Source organism: Oribacterium sp. Sow4_G1_1 (assembly GCF_052116105.1).
Taxonomy (GTDB): domain Bacteria; phylum Bacillota; class Clostridia; order Lachnospirales; family Lachnospiraceae; genus Oribacterium.
Window position 1 is genome coordinate 20,644 of record NZ_JBQKLS010000006.1, and the last position, 19,987, is coordinate 40,630.

A 19,987-nucleotide genomic window follows, 5' to 3' on the forward strand; every position below is an offset into this window, starting at 1 on the left:
TCCAGGTATATATAGGCTGGATCTATCACGAACGATAGTGAAATCGTATTGGCGAAATCGGGCGATCGGGGGTATAGTGATGGCTGATGACATGATGTATATTCTAGATAGATAGCGGGCAGTCTGTGAGGGTGACCGAACGGATGCGCGAAGGAGTGTGGCGCGGATGATAAACGAGAAGGTGAAGGATTTTCTGGAGCGGAAGGGCTTCGGTGATCGGCTGACGGAGCATGCGGAGACGATCGATACGGTGGAGCATGCGGCGCTGCGGATCGGCTGTTCGGAGCCGGAGATCGCGAAGACGCTGTCGTTTATCGTGGATGAGAAGCCGGTGATCGTGGTCATGGCGGGCGACGGAAAGGTGAACAGCTCGAAGTTTAAGGCGGTGTTTCATACGAAGCCGCACATGATTCCGCGCGAGCAGGTGGAGGAAATCACCGGATTTCAGCCGGGCGGTGTGTGTCCGTTTGCAGTTCCGGAGGAGATTCCGATCTGGCTCGACATCTCGATGAAGCGCTTCGCGTACGTCCATCCGGCCGGCGGTAACGGATTCACCTCCGTAAAGCTCACACCGGAGGAACTGGAGAAAATCACGGAGCCGAAGGGCTGGTGTGACATCTGCAAAGGCTGGGAAGAGGGGGTCTGACTCTATAAACTGGTTTAACAAGCTTGCAGCGGAATTCGTAAGTCCGCATCAAAACTGTAGATGACGGGCCTCGACAGCTGAAAAAGTGAAGTAAACAAAAGTAACATAATGTATAGTCACGTAAAGTGATGCACTGGGGGCAATCGCTCGACCGGATTTTCGATCCGCTTGAACGATTGCCCCCTTTTCGTGCGCATCTTAAGAATTTCGTAATGGGGTCTGACCCCATTAATTTTTTCTAAACAGAGTCTAAACTGGAGTTTATGGGGTCAGACCCCATTAATTTTTTATAAAGTGATTTTGAGAAATGACGGAAAATCGTGTGGTTAACCGGGGAATATAGTCTGTTTGACGACCATACACATTTCGGGATCTTCGTGATAGAATGAGCTTATATTCTTTAGAGTCGTTGAGCGGATAAACAGGTTGACCGTGTTGCCATCTGGAGTTCTGCTCCGTGGTAGACCTTGGACTCAACGACGCTTTCTTTCCCTATGACAACCATTACTACGGATTCATGATCTGCCATGAATTTGGACAGTCAACACTGTACTGTATCCATAACTGTGGACACGGAAGATTTTAGTTTCCCCCATATTCTGGATGCAGATGAAGCGCAACCCATTTGGCAGACATATTTTTATGGATTGTCCTGTTTAGTAGACAGATAGTCCCTGAGTTTATTTGATAAATATGGAGAGAAATATTAATTGATTTTTGAGGTGCTTTTATGGCTAGAAAACGACGTGAGTGGTATCCGGGCGCGACATATCATCTGATGGAGCGAGGGATTCGCAGGCAGGTGATTTTTCAGGATGAGATGGATTTTAAGATCTTTCTGCAGATCCTGGAGAGCGAGGCGGAGAAGAAGGCGTGCCGAATTCACGCATACTGTCTCATGAACAATCACTTTCATCTCCTGGTCGAAACTGGAGACATTGGAATAGGATTCTTTATGAAGAGCCTTGCAGAGAGGTATGCGATGTTTTATAACCGGCGCTACGGCTACAAGGGGCATGTTTTCGAGGGGCGCTATGTGTCCTGTCTGGTGAAAACGGATGGCTATTTCCTGCAGACGAGTCGCTACATCCACTTGAATCCAGTGAAGGCGAAGATCGTGGACCGGCCGGAGCAGTATCGCTGGAGCTCCTATATCACGATCATGGATATGTGGAATGATGGCATCGTGACTCCAGATAAAACGCTGTCGTTTTTTGCGGAAGGCGCGGCGGAATATCGTGAACTGGTGGAGGCGCAGGCACGGTACGCGGAGGATGAGGAGGCGATCCAGACGGACATGAAGGAAGACGAAATGTGGCTTCCGGTGTGAAGGGATGGCATCCGGCAAGAAGGGGTGGAGACGTTGACCAGGACGGAATTTGACCAGAGAATGGCAGCAGGGCTGGCAGATGCAAAAGCTGGACGTGGTGTGGAAATTGAGGAAGCATTTGAAAGTATCAGTGCCAGATTGAAAAAAAGTACAGGGCTGAATGAGAATAGCTCGACTTAGTATATATCATGGTATATACTTAAGGCATAAGGAGGTGGGGTATCATGATGACAGCAAAATTGTTTGAAAATGGTCGTAGTCAGGCGGTTCGACTTCCGAAGGAGTGCCGCTTCGATGGTGACGAGGTGGCGATCAATAAAGTCGGTGACGTCGTTATACTGATGCCGAAGAATCATAAGTGGGCCGGGTTCCTGAGTGGACTGGAGCTGTTCTCGGATGACTTCATGTGTGATGGCAGGGAACAGCCGGTAGTACAGGAGCGGGAAGTGATATGAAGTATATGCTGGATACAAACATCTGTATCTACACGATCAAGCACAAGCCGCCGGAGGGGATCAAGGCTTTTCTGTGTCATGAGCCGGACGATATGTGCATTTCCTCCATCACGTATGGGGAGTTGATGCATGGTGTAGAGAAGAGTCAGGCGGTAGAGCGTAACCGTGCGGCGATCACGCTGTTCTTATCGGCTATTTCGATTCTGCCCTTTGACAGTGATGCAGCAGAGAAATATGGGGCGGTTCGTGCGGATTTGGAACGAAAGGGAACGCCGATCGGTCCGATGGATATGCTGATCGCCGGCCACGCAAGATCGCGCGGGCTGATTCTGGTGACGAATAATACGAGAGAGTTTTTCCGGGTGAACGAACTGGAAGTGGAAGACTGGACGAAGTAATGTGACGGGGGCAAACGTTTGACTGGATTTTCGATCCGCTTGAACGCTTGCCCCGTTTTCGCAAGCATCTTAAGAATTTCGTAATGGGGTCTGACCCCATTAAATTTTTCTAAACAGAATCTAAACAGGAGTTTATGGGGTCAGACCCCATAAACTGCCGCGCAGAGTTTTACTGCGCGTCGGCGTCACATCTGCTATAATCGGAGTGTATTGTAAGCCCCTGATTTTCAGGGGTTGCTACCTGACGATCGAAGGAGGTATGCGTATGAACGCGAAGAAATATAGAAGAGTATTTACGATTGTAATCGATTCGCTGGGGGTTGGGCCGATGCCGGATGCCGCGGCGTTCGATGATGCGGGGGCAGATACCCTCGGCCACATCGCGGCGCATTTCGATGCGCTGAAGATCCCGAATCTGCAGAGGCTCGGCATGGCGAATCTGAAGAGCCTTCATGGCGTCGCGCCGGCGGAGAAGCCGCTTGCGTACTACGGACAGCTGCGCGAGGCGAGCAACGGCAAGGACACGATGACGGGGCACTGGGAGATGATGGGGCTGCACATCACGAAGCCGTTTAAGACCTTTACGGAGCACGGCTTCCCGCAGGAGCTGATCGACGAGCTCTCCCGCAGAACTGGACGTGTGATCATTGGCAACAAGGCGGCCAGCGGCACGGAGATCCTCGACGAGCTCGGTGAGGAGGAGATCGCGACGGGGCACATGATCGTCTACACCTCGGCGGATTCAGTGCTGCAGATCTGCGGCAATGAAGAGACCTTCGGGCTTGACGAGCTGTACCGCTGCTGTGAGATCGCCCGCGAGATCACGATGAAGGATGAGTGGAAGGTCGGCCGTGTCATCGCCCGCCCGTATGTAGGACGGAAGAAGGGCGAGTTTAAGCGCACGAGCAACCGCCACGATTATGCGCTGAAGCCGTACGGCAGAACGGCGCTCGATACACTGAAGGATGCGGGCCTCAGCGTGATTTCCGTCGGCAAGATCTTCGACATCTTCGATGGCCAGGGCCTCACCGAGTCCAACAAGTCGAAGAGCTCGGTGCACGGCATGGAGCAGACGATCGAGATCGCGCAGCGTGATTTCGAGGGTCTCTGCTTCGTGAACCTCGTGGATTTCGACGCGCTCTGGGGCCACCGCCGCAACGTGGTCGGCTACGGTGAGGAGCTCGAGCGCTTCGATGTGAAGCTCGGCGAGCTGCTGGACACGCTCCGGGACGACGACCTTCTGATCATCACCGCGGACCACGGCAACGACCCGACCTACACAGGCACTGACCACACGAGAGAGAAGGTGCCGTTCCTCGCGTACTCGCGGTCAATGCAGACACCGGGCGCGTTGGTGGAGGCCGACACCTTCGCCGTGATCGGCGCCACCATCACGGACAACTTCGGCATCGCCATGCCGGACGGCACGATCGGCCACTCGATTCTCGATAAACTGAATTAATGAAACAGTTCAGCTAAGGGGACTACGGAGTACCGGCAACAGAAGCCATACGGAGAGGACGTGTGAAATCAAGCCGGGTCCCCTTAGTGGCACTTGGGGTTATCTCTCATTGGAACCCACTGCAACGCAGAGTTTTCATGAGGAAAACTCTGTGATTGCAGAGGGCCTAGTGCCGCTTAGGGTTCCTGGCTTAGGTTTCACCGGCATCGGAGTACTGTGCTTCAGTTGCCGGCCCTCCGAGTCCCCTGGTGGAACTTTAACGAATGAAAAGAAAGGTAAAACTAAATGAACACCACGGATGTATTAAAGATTGTAGATCACACCCTGCTCACCCAGACTGCGACCTGGGCAGACATAAAGACCATCCTCGATGATGGCATCAAGTACCATTGCGCGTCGGCGTGCATCCCGGCGGCCTACGTGAAGCAGGCTGCAGACTACGTCGATGGCAGACTCCCGATCTGCACCGTCATCGGCTTCCCGAACGGCTACAGCACGACCGCGACGAAGGTCTTCGAGGCGAAGGACGCCATCGCAAACGGGGCAGCGGAGATCGACATGGTCATCAACATTGGCTTCCTGAAAGATGGAAGATACGATGAAGTAGAGGATGAAATCCGTAAGATCCACGAGGCCTGCGATGGGCATATCCTGAAGGTCATCATCGAGACCTGCCTCCTCACAGAGGAAGAGAAGATAAAGATGTGCGAGATCGTGACGAAGGCGGGCGCGGAGTTCATCAAGACCTCCACCGGTTTTTCCACTGCGGGCGCAACCTTCGATGACGTGAAGCTCATGCATGAGCACGTCGGCCCGGGCGTGAAGGTGAAGGCCGCCGGCGGGATCAGCTCCTTCGACGACGCCGAGAAGTTCATGAGCCTCGGTGCGGACCGCCTCGGCACCAGCCGCCTCGTGAAGATCATGAAGAACACCGACAACGGCGCCGGCTACTGAAAATTTCATCTGTGATGACCATAGCCCGCACCATACTGGGGCGGGGCTCGACACCAGAGCGTGGCCTCATAAACGCACGCACTCGCGGCACCTCCCTCGGAGGCGCCGCTTTTTTCTTAAGAATTTCGTAAGGGGGTCAGACCCCATTAAATTTTTCTAAACAGAATCTAAACAAAAGTTTATGGGGTCAGACCCCATAAACTAATATAATCGATATATTATGATATAGGAGGTCTATGGCACATGAAGCAGTTAAATGAAAAGGTAGCGATCGTGACGGGTGCGGGACAGGGAATCGGAAAGGGCATCGCCCTTTGTCTCGCGAAGAGGGGCGTGAAGGTCATCGCGACGGGGCGTCGTCTGGAGCCGATCGAGCAGACTATCGCAGAAATCAAGAAACTTGGCGGAGAGGGCTTCGCGATGAGCTGTGACTCTGCGGACAGAGCGAGAGTGGATGAGGTCGTGAAGGCGGCCGTCGAGAAGTATGGAACGATCGATGTTGTCGTGAATAATGCTCAGGCGATCGTGCCGTCTTCGCCGGTCGAGGAGACGAGCTACGACAATATGCTGAAGGCATGGCAGAGTGGCGTGATCGGTTCGTTGAACTATATGCAGGCGGCGTTCCCTTATATGAAGGAGCAGCACGAGGGCCGCATCATTAACTTCGCGTCGGCGACCGGTATGTTTGGTATCGCCGGACAGCTCGCGTATGGCTCGAACAAGGAGGCGCTGCGCGGACTGACGAAGATCGCGGCCAAGGAGTGGGGGCAGTACGGCATCTGTGTAAACATTGTCCTCCCAGGCGCAGAATCGCCAGCCGCAAAGGCCTGGGCGGAGAAGTTCCCGGAGGAGTACGCGAAGCAGGTGAACCTGAACCCGATGAAGCGTTTCGGTGACCCGGAGAAGGATATCGCACCGGTCATCGCCTTCCTCGCCGGCCCGGATTCCTGCTATTTCTCGGGCCAGAGCGTCATCGTCGACGGTGCAAACTCGATCATGCCGTAAAGACAGGCGTGACCGTCGACGGCGCATCTTGGTCATGCTGTAAGGACGATATGCTGGCGCGGAGGGATGAAATCCATCCTGAAGTGGCGCGCCGTCGCCAGAAGGCTACGAAGACGATGCCCCGACGGAATATTTTCAGACCGCATGTGATTTCAAATTCGAAAAGTGAACGCGTCGCAGAAGCGGCGCGCTTTTTACGGTGCGCCCAGGCATGGTGAGTCTTTAGAGAGCACGCGGTATAGCAGCTTCACCTGACAAAATCCCTTTATCGCGAACGCAAATAGACACAATCAAGTCTTTTACAGCTCCATGTATATATTACTTATGCTCTGGAATCACAGCTGGAGGGGGAATATACACAAATAAACATTTCAAAAAATCGTGTATATGGAATTCAGGCTTCGGAGAGGGAGTCAGAAGTAAAACTATACACGGAAAATCTGTTTCAGAAATCGTGTATATAAAAATCGAAATCTGCAGCTGATTTTCTATGTCCGTTGTCGATGAAATATACACGATTCCAGAATCAAAGCGGCTGTGTCTATTTTGACTGTTGATTTTTGCTTTTCGCAGAGAAATCGGTATACACAGTTTTTGAAATAAGCCCTGCGTGTACAGTATGCTTAAAATCATAGCTTCCCCGGATATATAAGGAGCGAACGGTGGACTGATCAGTCCCCCGTTCTTTTTCAGCACGTCTTTCCGAAAAAAGAGCTAGGAGAAATGCCGCGGGTGATTTATGATTTGGTGAGAATAAGATCAGGACGAAAAGGAGCGAAGCGATGATTCATTTACGACCACATCATGGTGTCTGTCTTCTGAATTTCAGGGGTAAGGGCTACTCAGACGAGTTCAGTCGGAATATGGCGGCGATGCAGGCGCGGCTGATGGCAGAGCCGGAGACGGAGATCTGCATCACGCGGGGCGCAGATGATCTCTGCGCGAAGTGCCCGAATCGGCGTGGCGAGGGCTGTACCTCGACGCATCCGCCACTCTTTGATGAAAATGTGCTGCGCTTGACCGGATTTCAGTACGGGCAGCGGCTTACGTGGCGCGCGTTCACGGATGCGACCTGCCCGATCAGTCTGCATCGCCTGGACAAGGCCTGCCCGGACTGCCAGTGGCTCGCCCTCTGTAAGGAAATCGCCGCAGCGCGGATGGAGGAAGAACCAGCGCTGCCGGACCAGCGCCACCATACAGCTGATGGATAGGAAAGTTTTATGAAGACCGAGTTCTGCCGCCGGACCAGCGCTGCCATACAGCTGACGGATGGTAAAGATTTATGAAGAACAAGTGTTAGATGTGAACGAAGGAGAATGCAAATGACATACTATTTTCCGGCGATTATTAAGAAGACGGCGGCGGGCTACCACGTGCGTTATGTGGACCTGCAGGACTGCTTCGGTGAGGGTGGGACACTCGACGAGGCGCTGGATGAGGCACGCGAAGCGGGCGTGAATTACATCCTGACCGAGCTCGAGACGGACATGGATCTGCCGACGCGGACTCTGCTGATGGATGTCGAGACCGCCGACGGCGAGGAGAAAACCGACCTCGCGCTGGCCATGCCGCGCGACGAGCAGTACGATTCGTTCGGCTGACCGCGGCCAATGTTTCCGCCGGTAGCACAGGACCTTCGCGTGACGCCTGCGAAGCCGGAACAAAAAAGTCGCGTGGAATGGATGTTCCATACGGCTTTGTTTGTGATATGATATATAGATAGTGATGACACGAGAGTTCAATGGTGGAAGAGGCGAGAGCGTAGTGGCGACGGAAAGACGACGTAGCGGAAGCGTAGAGCCGATCGGTGGAGGTGAAGATGTGAAGCAGGAGGCATTGGCCGCGGGTGCGGAAGCGGCGAGGGTGCGGAAGCGGCGGCCGGGCGGTGGCAGGAAGCGGAAGCGGCCGGACTATGATGCGGGGCGAAACCTCGAGGAGCTGATGGACGCAGCAGTGGAGCTGTACGATGCGGGGCAGTCACTGCAGGCGATCGCGGACGAGCTTGCGCTGAATCCGATCAAGGTGCGGAAGCTGCTGATCACGGCGGAGGTGTACGAATCGGAGATCGCGGAGGAGGTACGGGCGACGTTTGAGGCGTACCGGGCGCGGCAGGACTACCGGGCGGCGGTGCAGGCGACGGCGGAGGAGCTTCGGCTCTCGATTCCGTCGGTGAACTCGTACCTGCCGTATGAGAAGGGCGTGTATTTTGCGGCGACGGACAGCGTCGAGAAGATCAGCGCCGGGGCGGAGCGGCAGCGGCGTTACCGCGCGATGAAGAAGTGGCGGGCAGCACCGACGGAGGAGAACCTCTGGGGCGTGGTGCAGGCCTACGCGGGCGCGCAGTTTAAGACCTGGTCAGGGCTCGGGTTCAGCTATCAGCTGCGGCGTGGACGGAATGGCGAGTTCACGCGGGAACTCTGGATCGATCGCCGCGCGCAGAGCAAAAGTCTTGCGTGGAGCTCGGTGATGCTGGCGCTCGGGAAGGTGTCGGGAACGAAGAAGTCAGCAGAGCTCGGCGGAATGTCAGATTCCGGGCAGCAGGCGATGCTGGCACTTGGGAAGATGCCGGATGGGCGGAATTCAGCAGAGCTCGGCGTGATGTCAGATTTCGGGAAACAGGAGCCGCAACCGCAGAAAACAACGGTGCCGGTCATCCAGCGCCCGAAGGACCTCGGCGACATCCGCGGTATCAGTTACATCTACGCGATGTTCTACCGCTTCGGTATCATCGACGTGCCGGAGAAGGTGAAAGCGAAGATGGGACGATGAAGGACTTTATAAAAATTTAATGGGGTCAGACCCCATTAAGAATTTCTGAAGCATCGTAAGGAAAAATTAAGGGGCTCTGCCCCCATAAACTTCCGCGAAGTGACGATCGACAGGGCGTTTGCATTGGCGAGCGGAAAGTGCTGGTGTAGTGAAAGCAGGACAGCCAAGGTGCTGTTATAGGAGGTGTAGTGATGATGGAATATCCAGAAGCGGTGATTTTCGATTATAATGGGACGATGGTGAATGATGAGATCTACCATAACGAGGCCTGGAGTCTGTTTATGAAGCGGCATCTCGGGCGGGACCTCACAGAGGAGGAGTTCGATCGGTACATCCACGGGATTCATGCGGATGTGACGATCCGGCATTTCCTCGGGGAGGGGCTCAGCGAACAGGAGGTGAAGCAGCTCGTCGAGGAGAAGGAGGAGACCTACCGGGAGATCTGCGTTTCGCATGCAGATATCTATCAGCTACGGGACGGGCTGCCGGCGTTTCTGGACCGGTTGCAGGCCGCGGGCGTGAAGCTTGGGATCGCGACCTCGTCGCCGATCGAAAATGTCGAGTTTTATTTCCGACAGATCGACCTCGCGCGCTGGTTTACGCTCGAGCAGGTGACGTACAACGACCACAGCTTCCCAGGAAAGCCGGCGCCGGACATCTTCCTGCGCGCGGCGGAGAAGCTTCACGCAGACATCCATCGAAGCTATGTATTCGAGGATGCGAAGTCGGGGGTGCAGGCTGCAGTGGCGGCCGGTGCGGCGAAGGTCATCGCTGTGGCGGGGACGGCCGACCCGGAGGCACTTCGAGCGCTCGGCGCCGCGCAGGTGATCGAGACCTACAGGGAGCTGCTGTAAGCTTGATGCACCTGCGCCATCGGCACCTGCCTGCGCCAATGCTGTATCAAATTGGCAAAAATCTCATTTGGTGAATTTAATAGGGTCAGACCCCATAAACTTCTGTTCAGATTCTGTTTAGAAAAATTTAATAGGGTCAGACCCCATAAACTTCTGTTCAGATTCTGTTTAGAAAAATTTAATGGGGTCAGACCCCATAAACTAGAGGAGGAAAAACATGCGATATAAGGTGTTTGGTAAGACGGGGCTGGAGGTTTCGGAGCTGTGTCTCGGCACCTGGGGCATCGGTGGTGCGGGCTGGGATCAGAATCCGGAGGAGACGAAGATGGATGCGATCCGGGCGTCGTTTGAGCAGGGTGTGAATATCTTCGATACGGCGCCGGCGTACAACGCGGGCGCGGCGGAGCGGATCCTGGGCGAGACACTCGAGAAGATGGGTGTTCGGAAGGATGTGATCCTGTCGACGAAGTGTGGCAATGACTTCGTGAACGGGCAGTACGTGCATTGCGGTAAGCGCGACCACATCCTCGCACAGTGCGACGCGTCGCTTCGAAACCTCCGGACCGACTATATCGACCTGTACATCCTGCATTGGCCGCAGGACGATGCGACACCGGAGGAGACGCTCGGAGCAATGATGGAACTCAAAAAGGCTGGCAAGGTCCGTTTCCTCGGTCTCTCCAACCACAGTGTGGCGCAAATGGAGGAGGCCGCGAAGTATGCGGACATCGATTTCATCCAGGTGCAGTATTCCATGCTGGAGCGCGAGCGTGAGGTGGAGATGAAGTACGCAGAGGCACACGGCATGGCGACGATGGGCTATGGCGTCCTCGGCGGAGGTTTACTCACCGGACGTTACCGCGAGCTCCGGACCTATGAAACCATGGACAGCCGGAACCGCTTCTACAAGTTCTTCCGCGAGCCGGGCTGGAGCAAGGCGCAGAAGCTTCTCGGCGTGATGGATGAGATTTCAGCTGCCCGCGGCGGTGTACCGCTCTCGGAGATCGCCGTGAACTGGGCGCTTCAGAAGTCCTTCCTCACGACGGCCCTCTTCGGCACACAGCACCGCGCCCGCGCGATCGAGAACTGCCACGCCCTCGACTGGACACTCAGCGACGCCGACATCGCGACGCTTGACCAGGCGCTGGTGGAGTTCGGGATCTGAATCGAACCATTGTGCAGACAGGGCCCAGAGGGGCGCTGCATGTATTGACCGAATCCATCTTTACGCGCAGCCACCTGTTTCGAGGCCGCCTGCATTGGCCAAAGCCAAACGAAAATATGTCGATTCTGTGAAGTCTGCGCCGAAAAAGTGGCGAAAACAGCCCCTGAAAAAAATACAAATTTGGTGAATCTTCAAGCCGAAAAAGGACTACCATAATGGCGTTACAGATAGTTGTCTGTGCACCGTATCACCACGGCCCTTACATCCTGTAAGAGCAGAAATCTTTCGCGGGAAATTTGCCGGGGATGTTACGATGTTTCTGCCGCGCCCACTGTGGACGTGGATAACATTTTCAGTGGCAGAGGCCACAGGAGGTAGTTATGGAGACATTAGAGGCGAAGACAAGAGATCTGAGCGTCAAGGGAAAGAAGCTTAGAAGAGAAGGCTATGCGACCGGTTCGATCAGTGGTAAGGCAATGAAGGAGTCCCTCGCGATCATCATGACGCAGAAGGATCTCGGCATGTTCTTCCAGGATCATCATGTCGGCTCCGAGGCAGAGCTTTCGGTCGATGGTACGAAGTATTCCGTTCTGATCAAGAGCGTGGATTTCGATGCTATGAAGCATCAGTATATTGATGTTACATTCCAGCAGCTGCTGAACGATGAGAAGATCCACTCGAAGGCAGTCATCGAGTTTATCAATGCAGAGAAGGCGCAGGGCTTCCTGACGAAGACCTGTGAGGAGGTCGAGTTCGTCGGCTATCCGAAGGACCTCGTCGATCATATCGTGATCGATCTCGCGAAGTATCCGGTCGGCACGAGACTGACCGTCGGTGATCTCGACATCGCGAAGGAAGGCAAGCTTGAGATCAAGACACCGCTTACCGATACTGTGCTTCATGTCACAGCACATCAGCATGGCAAGGCAGCTGAGGTCGATGAGCCAGAGGCACCGGCAGAGAAGGCGCTGGTAACACCGGCGACGAAGGAAGCCGCTGCACTCGCTGCGAAGGAAAATAAATAATTCCGTTAAGGATGCGGAGCCGGAGGGAGACCTCCGGCTCTTTTTTTGATCATTTCCGGCGTGTGTTTTGACATGTGATTTGTAGTTTTATAGTACGGAATCTGCTAGAATATCCCCTGTGGACGCAGGCCGCCCACGCGAAATTTCTCATCTTAAGAATTTCGTAAGGGGGTCAGACCCCATAAACTTTAACTTTAGATTTTGTTTAGAAAAATTTTATGGGGTCAGACCCCATAAACTGCCAGGCAGGTGATGTATGGAACTTAAGAATCAGAACACAACACAAAAAGACTTCAAAAACTGGTCGGAACTCCGGATTTTTCTCTCGTATTTCCGACCGCACCGGAAGCTGTTTTACCTCGACATGGTGAGTGCGCTGGCGATCGCGGTGATCGATCTCGCCTTTCCAGCGGTGTCGCGCTGGTGCATGTACACGCTGCTGCCGGCGAACGCCTGGCGCACCTTCTGGACGGTGATGGCCGTCGTGACCGCCGCCTACGTGCTGCGTTCCGTGTTTTACTACGTGATCACGTACTGGGGCCACAACTTCGGCGCGCGCGTCGAGGCCGACATCCGCCGCGACCTGTTCCGGCACATCCAGGAGCTGAACTACAGCTTCTTCGACCATAACCGCGTCGGCCAGCTCATGAGCCGCCTCACGACGGACCTCTTCGACGTGACAGAGATGGCGCACCACGCCCCGGAGGACATCTTCATCAGCTCGGTGACGATCCTCGGCGCGCTCGTCATCATGTTCACCATCCAGTGGCGGCTCGCACTCGTGCTGACGCTCATGCTGCCGATCTTCCTGTCGGTGGTGCTGCGCTGCCGTTTCCACATGCGCGACGCCTCGCGCAAGGTGAAGTCAACGGTTTCCCTGATCAACACCGAGTTCGAGTCGGGTCTGTCCGGCATCCGGACGGCGAAGGCCTTCGCGAACGAGGGGGAGGAGCTCGAGAAGTTTGAGAAGGCCAATGCAGGCTACCGGAGCGCGAAGTTCGGGTTCCACCGCGCGATGGCGGAATTTCATTCGACGATGGAGTTCTGCCTCTGCATGATGTCCGTGGTGGTCATCGCGGTCGGTGGCGCCCTCATCATGAACGACCAGCTCACCGTCATTGACCTGATCGCGTTCAGCATGTATGTGTCGGCCTTCGTGAATCCGATCCGGAAGCTCGCGAATACCACGGAGGTGATCGCGAACGGCACGGCGGGACTGCATCGCTTCGTGGAGCTGATGCGGACCGAGCCGGAGCTCCAGGACAGCCCGGGCGCGCTTGCGCTGGAGGACGTGCAGGGTGAGATCCGCGTCGATCACGTGTCCTTCGCGTACCAGAAGGGGCAGGGCATCCTGCACGACGTGTCGCTCGACATCCGGCCGGGTGAGACCGTGGCCTTCGTCGGTTCCTCCGGCGGCGGCAAGACGACGCTCAGCCAGCTGATTCCGCGTTTCTACGATGTCACGGACGGCGCGATCTACCTCGACGGGCACGATGTCCGCATGGTGACGCAGGAGTCCCTGCACCAGAACATCGGCGTCGTTTCGCAGGATGTGTTCCTGTTCGCCGGCAGCATTGCCGACAATATCCGCTACGGTCGTCTCGATGCGACGATGGAAGAGGTGATGCTTGCGGCTGCGAAGGCAGAGATTGCGGACGACATCGCAGCGATGCCGGAGGGCTATCAAACCAATGTCGGCGAGCGGGGTGTCCTGCTCTCCGGTGGTCAGAAGCAGCGGATCTCCATCGCGCGGATCTTCCTGAAGAACCCGCCTGTCCTGATCCTCGACGAGGCGACCTCCGCGCTCGACAGTGTGACCGAGGCCCGCATCCAGGCGACCTTCGAGAAGCTCTCGCAGGGCCGCACCACGATCGTCATCGCGCACCGCCTCGCGACCGTGAAGAACGCGGACCGCATCGCCGTCATCGACGACGGCCGCATCATCGAGCTCGGCAGCCACGACGAGCTCATGGCCCGGAACGGCGCCTACGCCGCCCTGGTGCGCACCCAGGAACTCAAGTCTTAAGAATTTCGTAAGGGGGTCTGACCCCATTAAATTTTTATAAACTAAATCTAAACAAAAGTTTATGGGGTCAGACCCCATTAAGTTTAAAGAGGAGAGAAAGATGCAATTATTTGATGGACGGCCGGCGACGGCGGAGGGGCGTGAGCCGAAGGAGATGCGTGTGTATGATCTGCTCGATTCGCTGGGGATCTCGTACCAGCGGACAGATCATGCGCCGGCGACGACGATGGAGGTGTGCGAGGTGATCGACGCGGCGCTCGGCTGCCTGATCTGCAAGAATCTGTTTCTCTGCAACCGCCAGCAGACGGAGTTTTACCTGCTGATGATGCCGGGCGACAAGGTCTTCAAGACGAAGGAGCTGTCGCACCAGATCGGCTCCGCGCGCCTGAGCTTCGCGAAGGAGGAGCAGATGATGGAGTTCCTCGAGATCCACCCGGGCGCAGTGAGCATCATGGGCCTCATGAACGACACGGAGAATCACGTGCAGCTGCTGGTTGACGAGGACGTCCTGAAGGGCGAGTATGTCGGCTGCCACCCGTGCGTGAACACCTCGTCGCTGAAGCTCCGAACCGCGGACGTCTTCGGGAAGTACCTCGAGGCCGTGCACCACGATTACCGCGTGGTGAAGCTGGTCGGCGAGGCGTGACCGCGATGCCCGCACGGGGTCAGACCCCTGTCCGCATAGATTTTTTACATGGAGGTAAGATATGAAGGTTTTAATGCTGAATGGAAGTCCGAAGGCAGATGGGAATACGAATCGTGCGCTCACGGAGATCGGTGAGCAGCTGAAGAAGGAGAGCATCGATTATGAGATCTTCCAGATCGGCGGGCAGGCGATCCGGGACTGCATCGGCTGTGGCCAGTGCACGGAGAAGGGCTGTGTGTTTGATGATGACGTGACGAATGCCTTCATCGCGAAGGCACAGGAAGCGGATGGCTTCATCTTCGGCACACCGGTGTACTATGCGCACCCGAGCGGCCGCATCCAGTCGCTGCTCGACCGCGCATTCTATGCCGGCGGCACAGCCTTCGCGTTCAAGCCGGGCGCAGCAGTCGCTGTAGCGAGACGTGCCGGCACGACTGCCTCCGTCGATGTGCTCGAGAAGTACTTCGGCATCAACAACATGCCGACCGTGCCATGCACCTACTGGAATGTCGCGCATGGCCGTGTGCCGGGTGAAGCCGGACAGGACCTCGAGGGTATGCAGACGATGCGGAATCTCGCCCGCAATATGGCGTGGATGCTGAAGTGCATCGAAGCGGGACGGAAGGCGGGCATCGACCACCCGGAGGTGGAGAAGGGTGCACGCACGAACTTTATCCGCTGAAAAAACCACTTGCATATAGTATAGACTTATGGTAGTGTTACCACATTGTTTCACCCGTTGAAGTGTTAGGAATCGCAAGAAACCGAACATGGAGGGCGCTTTGGAGAATTCCATTCAGTTGGATGCCGAAGGTGTAAGGTGCGCATGCGCCGAATCTCTCAGGCAAAAGAACGAAGCTGCAAGTGAAATCATCGTGTGTACAATGTCGTACACGTATTTGTATTTGCGTAGAAGTTCTTGAGCCTGCCGGAAACGGAAGGCTCTTTTTTTTCGCGAGAAACGAGCCAAAGCCCATGCTTGCATGGGGCCGGGCACCAGACCGCGATACCATCTTTCAATTCTCCGAAGTGACAGCACATCATGATTTTCAGGGGGTTCTACATTATGCTGCTATCACTTGTCCAGACGATCAATTCCTATCTGTCCGACTATGTTCTCGTGATCCTGCTTCTCGGCGTGGGTCTCTGGTACTCCATCCGGACCGGCTTCGTCCAGATCCGCTACTTCGGCTATGGGATGAAGAAGACCTTCGGTGAGCTGAGTCTCTCCGGTAAGAAACACGCCGCCGGCATGTCCTCCTTCCAGGCCCTCGCGACCGCCATCGCGGCACAGGTCGGCACCGGCAACATCGTCGGCGCGAGTGGTGCGATCCTCACCGGCGGCCCGGGCGCGATCTTCTGGATGTGGGTCATCGCCTTCTTCGGCATGGCCACCATCTACGCGGAGGCGATCCTCGCGCAGGAGACGAGAGTGGTCCGTGAGGACGGCAGTATCCACGGCGGCCCGGTCTACTACATCACGACCGCATTCCGCGGTCACTTCGGCCAGTTCCTCGCTCGCTTCTTCGCGGTGGCGATCATCCTCGCGCTCGGTTTCTTCGGCTGCATGGTGCAGTCCAACTCGATCGGCTCGACGATCAGTACCGCCTTCGGTGTGCCGTCGTGGATCGTCGGCATTGCCCTCGTGATCTTCTGCGGTGCCATCTTCCTCGGCGACGTCAAGCGCCTCGCGTCCGTGACCGAGAAGGTCGTGCCGGTGATGGCGCTCGTGTTCCTGATCGGCGGCCTCGCGGTGCTCGTGCTGCGCATCCAGTATCTGCCGGCGACCTTCGCGATGATTTTCCGCTACGCCTTCCAGCCGCAGGCCATCATCGGCGGTGGCTTCGGCTATGCCCTGAAGACTGCGGTTAGCCAGGGGGCGAAGCGCGGTCTCTTCTCGAACGAGGCCGGTATGGGTTCGACCCCGCATGCGCATGCGCTGGCCAATGTCTCCTGCCCGCATGAGCAGGGTGTGGTCGCGATGGTCGGTGTCTTCATCGACACCTATGTGGTGCTGACCCTCAATGCGCTGGTTATCATCTCGACGATGTATACGAGTGACGGTATCCTCGCGGGCGGCGTGATCCCGGAGACCATCGGCAAGGCCAATCTCGCGCAGACCGCCTTCGGCACCGTCTTCGGCGAGCGCCTCGGTGCGATGTTCGTCGCCATCTGCCTCTTTTTCTTCGCCTTCTCGACGATCCTCAGCTGGAACCTCTTCGGAAAGATCAACGTGATCTGGCTCTTCGGCGACCGCGGCAGCCGCGTCTACACCCTGATCGCCCTCGTCTTCATCTTCCTCGGCACCCTGACCTCCAGTGACCTCGTGTGGGAGCTCTCCGACATGTTCAACCAGCTCATGGTCGTGCCGAACGTCATCGCCCTGTTCGCCCTCACCGCCCTCGTCGTGAAGAACGTGAACGCCGCGAAGTCCTCATCTTAAGAATTTCGTAAGGGGGTCTGACCCCATTAAATTTTTCTAAACAGAATCTAAACAGAAGTTTATGGGGTCAGACCCCATAAACTGCAAGCCTTAAGTGGTTCATGGCTACTATTAAATTTGTGCAAAATTTACTGATTTGTAAGAAAAAATGCGCAAACGAAGAACATTTTTCCTTCTATCTATGATAGATTAATAGTAGAGAGCAGGTGGCGGGCAGCGCGTGGCCATCCTGCGGGTGTTCGTGATTTAAAGAGTGAGAAACGACTGGGGATGTTGTATATTCCCGGCTATTTCGTCGTATCTGTAATTCTCGTCTGGAAAGGAGGCGTGTGATGCACAGAAAAGAGCATGAGAAGTTCAGCGCAGGCGATGTGAGAAGAGTGAGCGCGGGGCGGTGTTCGAGCCGGAAGCTTCGTACCGGCTGGATGGCAGGTCTGTGCCTTTTCGGCATGCTTCTGTTTCTGACGGGCTGTGGAAAGAAGCCGGCGCAGGCGGGGCCGAAGCCATCCGGCGGCACTACGTCGAAGGTGGAGAGCACGGACAAATCGACGTCGGCGCTCCCGGAGGACATCGACTTTACGGCGCTCGACGAGGATAAGAAGGAGCAGCTGCTGAAGACGCTCGTGCAGGACAGCTACACCTTCGAGGGCGAGGTGAACGACGGCCCGGCGGATCGGACCGATGTTTCTTATCATGTGCCAAAGATCTGCTCCGACAGCGCCGGCGCGAAGGAAATTAACCAGGCGATCGCGCAGGCCTGCGAGGATGTGACGAGCCAGAAGGAGGACGACTACGTGGGCTGGATCGAGGTCGACTACGACAGCTACCTGAACGGCGACACGCTGAGCCTCGTCCTCACGAAGAGCAGCAACCTCGACGATTATACCGAGTATTACGCGTACAACCTGAACCTCACGGACGGCACGCGCATGTCGGCGAAGGAGCTCGCGCAGCTGCTGGTGCGTGGTGTGCCGACCGATGCAGACGATTTCGACGATTTTGACGATGACGAGGACGACGCACCGCTGACCCTCGAGCTGCAGAGCGGCGAAACCGTTGAGGCCGCACTTCTTCGTGTGATCCGAAGGGCCGCTGCCTACGAGTTCGACCAGTCCGTGCGCTATATGTACGATTCCGATTATTACAGCAGCGCGGGCGAGGCCGAACGCCAGAGCCTCTACGCCGAGTTCATGAAGTACCGCATGCAGACCCTCGCGGACGACAACATCACGTCGGACCTCCCGATGTATCTGGACGACGACGGCGAGCTCGTGGTCGCGGTGCCGGTCCACGTGATGGCGGGCGGCGGTCTCTACAACTGCGAGCTTAAGCCAATGCAGACGATCTATCAGTATGATGCTGCTTCGGGTCGTGTTCTCTCCGGAGAGGACTGGGAAGACAGGCTTGAAGATGCACGCGAGGCGGGTACGAGTGGGGACGTGATGAACGCGGAGCGTCATGATCTGAAGCTCAGCTTCGACGATGCGCTTTTCGTCAACTACGAGGATGGCCGCATGACCGTCCGCATCGAGCAGAATGAGTGGACCGAGGCTGCGTTCGGGGTCGGAAGCATTGACTATGGCAAGGAGTATGAGGTCGACGGCGTCTATAAGGATTACGTGAGCGCAGAGCTGCTGACCATCATGCACGGCGAGCATGTCGTGCCGACCTTCGTCTCGAACGACGGCATGATCGCTTACCTCGACCTCTACCACGGCGCGTGGGGCGGCCACTTCTGCCTGACCGAGCCGGCCTGCGGGATCGTGAACGTCGAAGCGATCGGGGAGGGCAATGCAGGCGAAATCGCAGCAGCACTTGAGAAGAACATGTTTGGGAGCAGCGACACGTTCAGCCGTACGGTGATGGGCCTCTACGAGAACGAGGGCTGCACGACGGAGACGAGCTTCGATACCGATGCCGGCACGAGCTACACGGATAGCTTCTACCTCGGTTTCGATCCGAACGATCCGTCGAAGTTCCTGTATCAGGATGCGTGTGTGGACGCGGAAATCTATCTGAATTATGAGGGCCGCTGCACCTGGCTCGGCATGAATGGGCAGGGCCTCGTGTTCTGCGTCGAGTTCTATGATGAGGACCTCGGGCAGATGCACTACAGCAGCTTCCAGATCCGCCGCGTGGAGGAACTGAACGAGAAGACCGACGAGTGGTATGAGTACATGCGTTACCAGCACCTCGGCGGCTATGACCTCTTCGGCAGCGACGACGAAGTGCGCGAGCTCAGCCTCGCGATGGGGGATGCAACGGCTGCGGATGCAGCAGAAAAGGAGGAAAGTATGAGCACTGGAAATCTGGCAGTTACGGGAACCTTTGTAGATGGTGGGATGCTGAGTGCGGCGGACCGCGCGGCGATGATCGTGCTTGAGAACGATGCATACAGCCAGTTTGCGAAGCTGACAGCGACCGAGACACTGACCGACGTTCGTATCTACACACTGGAAATGGATTTTGAGGCGGGATCCGACGATATCTACTTCCATGGCACCGAGAAGAGCAGTATACCGAAGCTCGCAGCCGGTCAGTCGATCTACCTGCAGCTTTCCTTCCCAGGCGATACACCGCACCACGGTATTTCCTTCGTGGATGCGAACGGCACACCACGCTGCTTCTCGATGATGATGAGCGGGTTTGATGGAAGCCTCGCACTGAGCGAAGAAAAGGCCTTTACGTAAGCGCGATATCGGAGCTCTTTTTGCAGAACAGGCCTGCGCAGGCTCTGTGACATTAGTTTTTTCTGAATTTGACGCAATACCGGGGCCTGGGGAAAAAAGACATTAACCAAGTTTGACGA

The 19,987-nt window shown here is 56.1% G+C and carries 18 protein-coding genes and 1 riboswitch; all 18 genes read left to right on the plus strand.

Annotation, left to right across the window (positions count from 1 at the left end; translation table 11 throughout):
- Positions 1-166: 166 nt before the first annotated feature.
- Positions 167-646, plus strand: a complete 480-nt coding sequence (locus ACTQ52_RS05510; protein ID WP_410044191.1) for a YbaK/EbsC family protein — start codon at positions 167-169, stop codon at positions 644-646.
- A 730-nt stretch (positions 647-1,376) separates the two neighbouring features.
- Positions 1,377-1,976, plus strand: a complete 600-nt coding sequence (locus ACTQ52_RS05515; protein ID WP_410044192.1) for a transposase — start codon at positions 1,377-1,379, stop codon at positions 1,974-1,976.
- Between the two features lie 224 nt (positions 1,977-2,200).
- Positions 2,201-2,431 (plus strand): type II toxin-antitoxin system antitoxin VapB, encoded by a 231-nt coding sequence (gene vapB / locus ACTQ52_RS05520; protein ID WP_410044193.1) that lies wholly within the window; start codon positions 2,201-2,203, stop codon positions 2,429-2,431.
- The gene (gene vapC / locus ACTQ52_RS05525) at positions 2,428-2,829 is read left to right on the plus strand and encodes a type II toxin-antitoxin system tRNA(fMet)-specific endonuclease VapC (protein ID WP_441982012.1); all 402 of its coding nucleotides are present in this window, start codon (positions 2,428-2,430) and stop codon (positions 2,827-2,829) included. The genes vapB and vapC overlap by 4 nt, the downstream gene beginning before the upstream one ends.
- A 265-nt stretch (positions 2,830-3,094) precedes the next feature.
- Positions 3,095-4,291: a phosphopentomutase gene (locus ACTQ52_RS05530; protein ID WP_441982013.1), complete on the plus strand. Its 1,197-nt coding sequence runs from the start codon at positions 3,095-3,097 to the stop codon at positions 4,289-4,291.
- A gap of 285 nt (positions 4,292-4,576) precedes the next feature.
- Entirely contained in the window at positions 4,577-5,245 is a 669-nt protein-coding gene (gene deoC, locus ACTQ52_RS05535; protein WP_441982014.1) for a deoxyribose-phosphate aldolase, read from the plus strand.
- A gap of 243 nt (positions 5,246-5,488) precedes the next feature.
- The gene (locus tag ACTQ52_RS05540) at positions 5,489-6,250 is read left to right on the plus strand and encodes an SDR family NAD(P)-dependent oxidoreductase (RefSeq protein ID WP_441227141.1); all 762 of its coding nucleotides are present in this window, start codon (positions 5,489-5,491) and stop codon (positions 6,248-6,250) included.
- A gap of 782 nt (positions 6,251-7,032) precedes the next feature.
- Positions 7,033-7,461: a DUF1284 domain-containing protein gene (locus ACTQ52_RS05545; RefSeq protein WP_441982015.1), complete on the plus strand. Its 429-nt coding sequence runs from the start codon at positions 7,033-7,035 to the stop codon at positions 7,459-7,461.
- A 111-nt stretch (positions 7,462-7,572) separates the two neighbouring features.
- Entirely contained in the window at positions 7,573-7,851 is a 279-nt protein-coding gene (locus tag ACTQ52_RS05550) for a type II toxin-antitoxin system HicB family antitoxin (protein ID WP_441982016.1), read from the plus strand.
- Between the two features lie 163 nt (positions 7,852-8,014).
- Positions 8,015-9,019, plus strand: coding sequence for a hypothetical protein (locus tag ACTQ52_RS05555; RefSeq protein ID WP_410043823.1), 1,005 nt, complete (start codon positions 8,015-8,017; stop codon positions 9,017-9,019).
- A gap of 191 nt (positions 9,020-9,210) precedes the next feature.
- Positions 9,211-9,873 (plus strand): HAD family hydrolase, encoded by a 663-nt coding sequence (locus ACTQ52_RS05560; RefSeq protein ID WP_410043824.1) that lies wholly within the window; start codon positions 9,211-9,213, stop codon positions 9,871-9,873.
- Positions 9,874-10,090: 217 nt separating this feature from the next.
- On the plus strand, positions 10,091-11,038 hold the full coding sequence (locus ACTQ52_RS05565; protein WP_441982017.1) for an aldo/keto reductase: 948 nt from the start codon (positions 10,091-10,093) through the stop codon (positions 11,036-11,038).
- A gap of 380 nt (positions 11,039-11,418) precedes the next feature.
- Positions 11,419-12,063: a hypothetical protein gene (locus ACTQ52_RS05570; protein ID WP_410043826.1), complete on the plus strand. Its 645-nt coding sequence runs from the start codon at positions 11,419-11,421 to the stop codon at positions 12,061-12,063.
- A gap of 256 nt (positions 12,064-12,319) precedes the next feature.
- The gene (locus tag ACTQ52_RS05575; RefSeq protein WP_441227145.1) at positions 12,320-14,089 is read left to right on the plus strand and encodes an ABC transporter ATP-binding protein; all 1,770 of its coding nucleotides are present in this window, start codon (positions 12,320-12,322) and stop codon (positions 14,087-14,089) included.
- Between the two features lie 100 nt (positions 14,090-14,189).
- Positions 14,190-14,735 (plus strand): prolyl-tRNA synthetase associated domain-containing protein, encoded by a 546-nt coding sequence (locus ACTQ52_RS05580; RefSeq protein WP_410043828.1) that lies wholly within the window; start codon positions 14,190-14,192, stop codon positions 14,733-14,735.
- A gap of 61 nt (positions 14,736-14,796) precedes the next feature.
- A complete protein-coding gene (locus ACTQ52_RS05585; RefSeq protein WP_441982018.1) occupies positions 14,797-15,417 on the plus strand; it encodes a flavodoxin family protein in 621 nt (206 codons plus the stop codon).
- 90 nt (positions 15,418-15,507) lie between these two features.
- Positions 15,508-15,601: riboswitch (glycine riboswitch) on the plus strand.
- 200 nt (positions 15,602-15,801) lie between these two features.
- Entirely contained in the window at positions 15,802-17,178 is a 1,377-nt protein-coding gene (locus ACTQ52_RS05590) for an alanine/glycine:cation symporter family protein (protein ID WP_441982019.1), read from the plus strand.
- A 332-nt stretch (positions 17,179-17,510) separates the two neighbouring features.
- A complete protein-coding gene (locus tag ACTQ52_RS05595; protein WP_441982020.1) occupies positions 17,511-19,868 on the plus strand; it encodes a hypothetical protein in 2,358 nt (785 codons plus the stop codon).
- Positions 19,869-19,987: the final 119 nt, after the last annotated feature.

What these genes read in the sequence shown, in the direction of transcription:
- ACTQ52_RS05510 (WP_410044191.1), top strand. Translation starts at nt 167, where the DNA reads ATGATAAACGAGAAGGTGAAGGATTTTCTGGAGCGGAAGGGCTTCGGT.
- ACTQ52_RS05515 (WP_410044192.1), top strand. Translation starts at nt 1,377, where the DNA reads ATGGCTAGAAAACGACGTGAGTGGTATCCGGGCGCGACATATCATCTG.
- vapB (WP_410044193.1), top strand. Translation starts at nt 2,201, where the DNA reads ATGATGACAGCAAAATTGTTTGAAAATGGTCGTAGTCAGGCGGTTCGA.
- vapC (WP_441982012.1), top strand. Translation starts at nt 2,428, where the DNA reads ATGAAGTATATGCTGGATACAAACATCTGTATCTACACGATCAAGCAC.
- ACTQ52_RS05530 (WP_441982013.1), top strand. Translation starts at nt 3,095, where the DNA reads ATGAACGCGAAGAAATATAGAAGAGTATTTACGATTGTAATCGATTCG.
- deoC (WP_441982014.1), top strand. Translation starts at nt 4,577, where the DNA reads ATGAACACCACGGATGTATTAAAGATTGTAGATCACACCCTGCTCACC.
- ACTQ52_RS05540 (WP_441227141.1), top strand. Translation starts at nt 5,489, where the DNA reads ATGAAGCAGTTAAATGAAAAGGTAGCGATCGTGACGGGTGCGGGACAG.
- ACTQ52_RS05545 (WP_441982015.1), top strand. Translation starts at nt 7,033, where the DNA reads ATGATTCATTTACGACCACATCATGGTGTCTGTCTTCTGAATTTCAGG.
- ACTQ52_RS05550 (WP_441982016.1), top strand. Translation starts at nt 7,573, where the DNA reads ATGACATACTATTTTCCGGCGATTATTAAGAAGACGGCGGCGGGCTAC.
- ACTQ52_RS05560 (WP_410043824.1), top strand. Translation starts at nt 9,211, where the DNA reads ATGATGGAATATCCAGAAGCGGTGATTTTCGATTATAATGGGACGATG.
- ACTQ52_RS05565 (WP_441982017.1), top strand. Translation starts at nt 10,091, where the DNA reads ATGCGATATAAGGTGTTTGGTAAGACGGGGCTGGAGGTTTCGGAGCTG.
- ACTQ52_RS05570 (WP_410043826.1), top strand. Translation starts at nt 11,419, where the DNA reads ATGGAGACATTAGAGGCGAAGACAAGAGATCTGAGCGTCAAGGGAAAG.
- ACTQ52_RS05575 (WP_441227145.1), top strand. Translation starts at nt 12,320, where the DNA reads ATGGAACTTAAGAATCAGAACACAACACAAAAAGACTTCAAAAACTGG.
- ACTQ52_RS05580 (WP_410043828.1), top strand. Translation starts at nt 14,190, where the DNA reads ATGCAATTATTTGATGGACGGCCGGCGACGGCGGAGGGGCGTGAGCCG.
- ACTQ52_RS05585 (WP_441982018.1), top strand. Translation starts at nt 14,797, where the DNA reads ATGAAGGTTTTAATGCTGAATGGAAGTCCGAAGGCAGATGGGAATACG.
- ACTQ52_RS05590 (WP_441982019.1), top strand. Translation starts at nt 15,802, where the DNA reads ATGCTGCTATCACTTGTCCAGACGATCAATTCCTATCTGTCCGACTAT.
- ACTQ52_RS05595 (WP_441982020.1), top strand. Translation starts at nt 17,511, where the DNA reads ATGCACAGAAAAGAGCATGAGAAGTTCAGCGCAGGCGATGTGAGAAGA.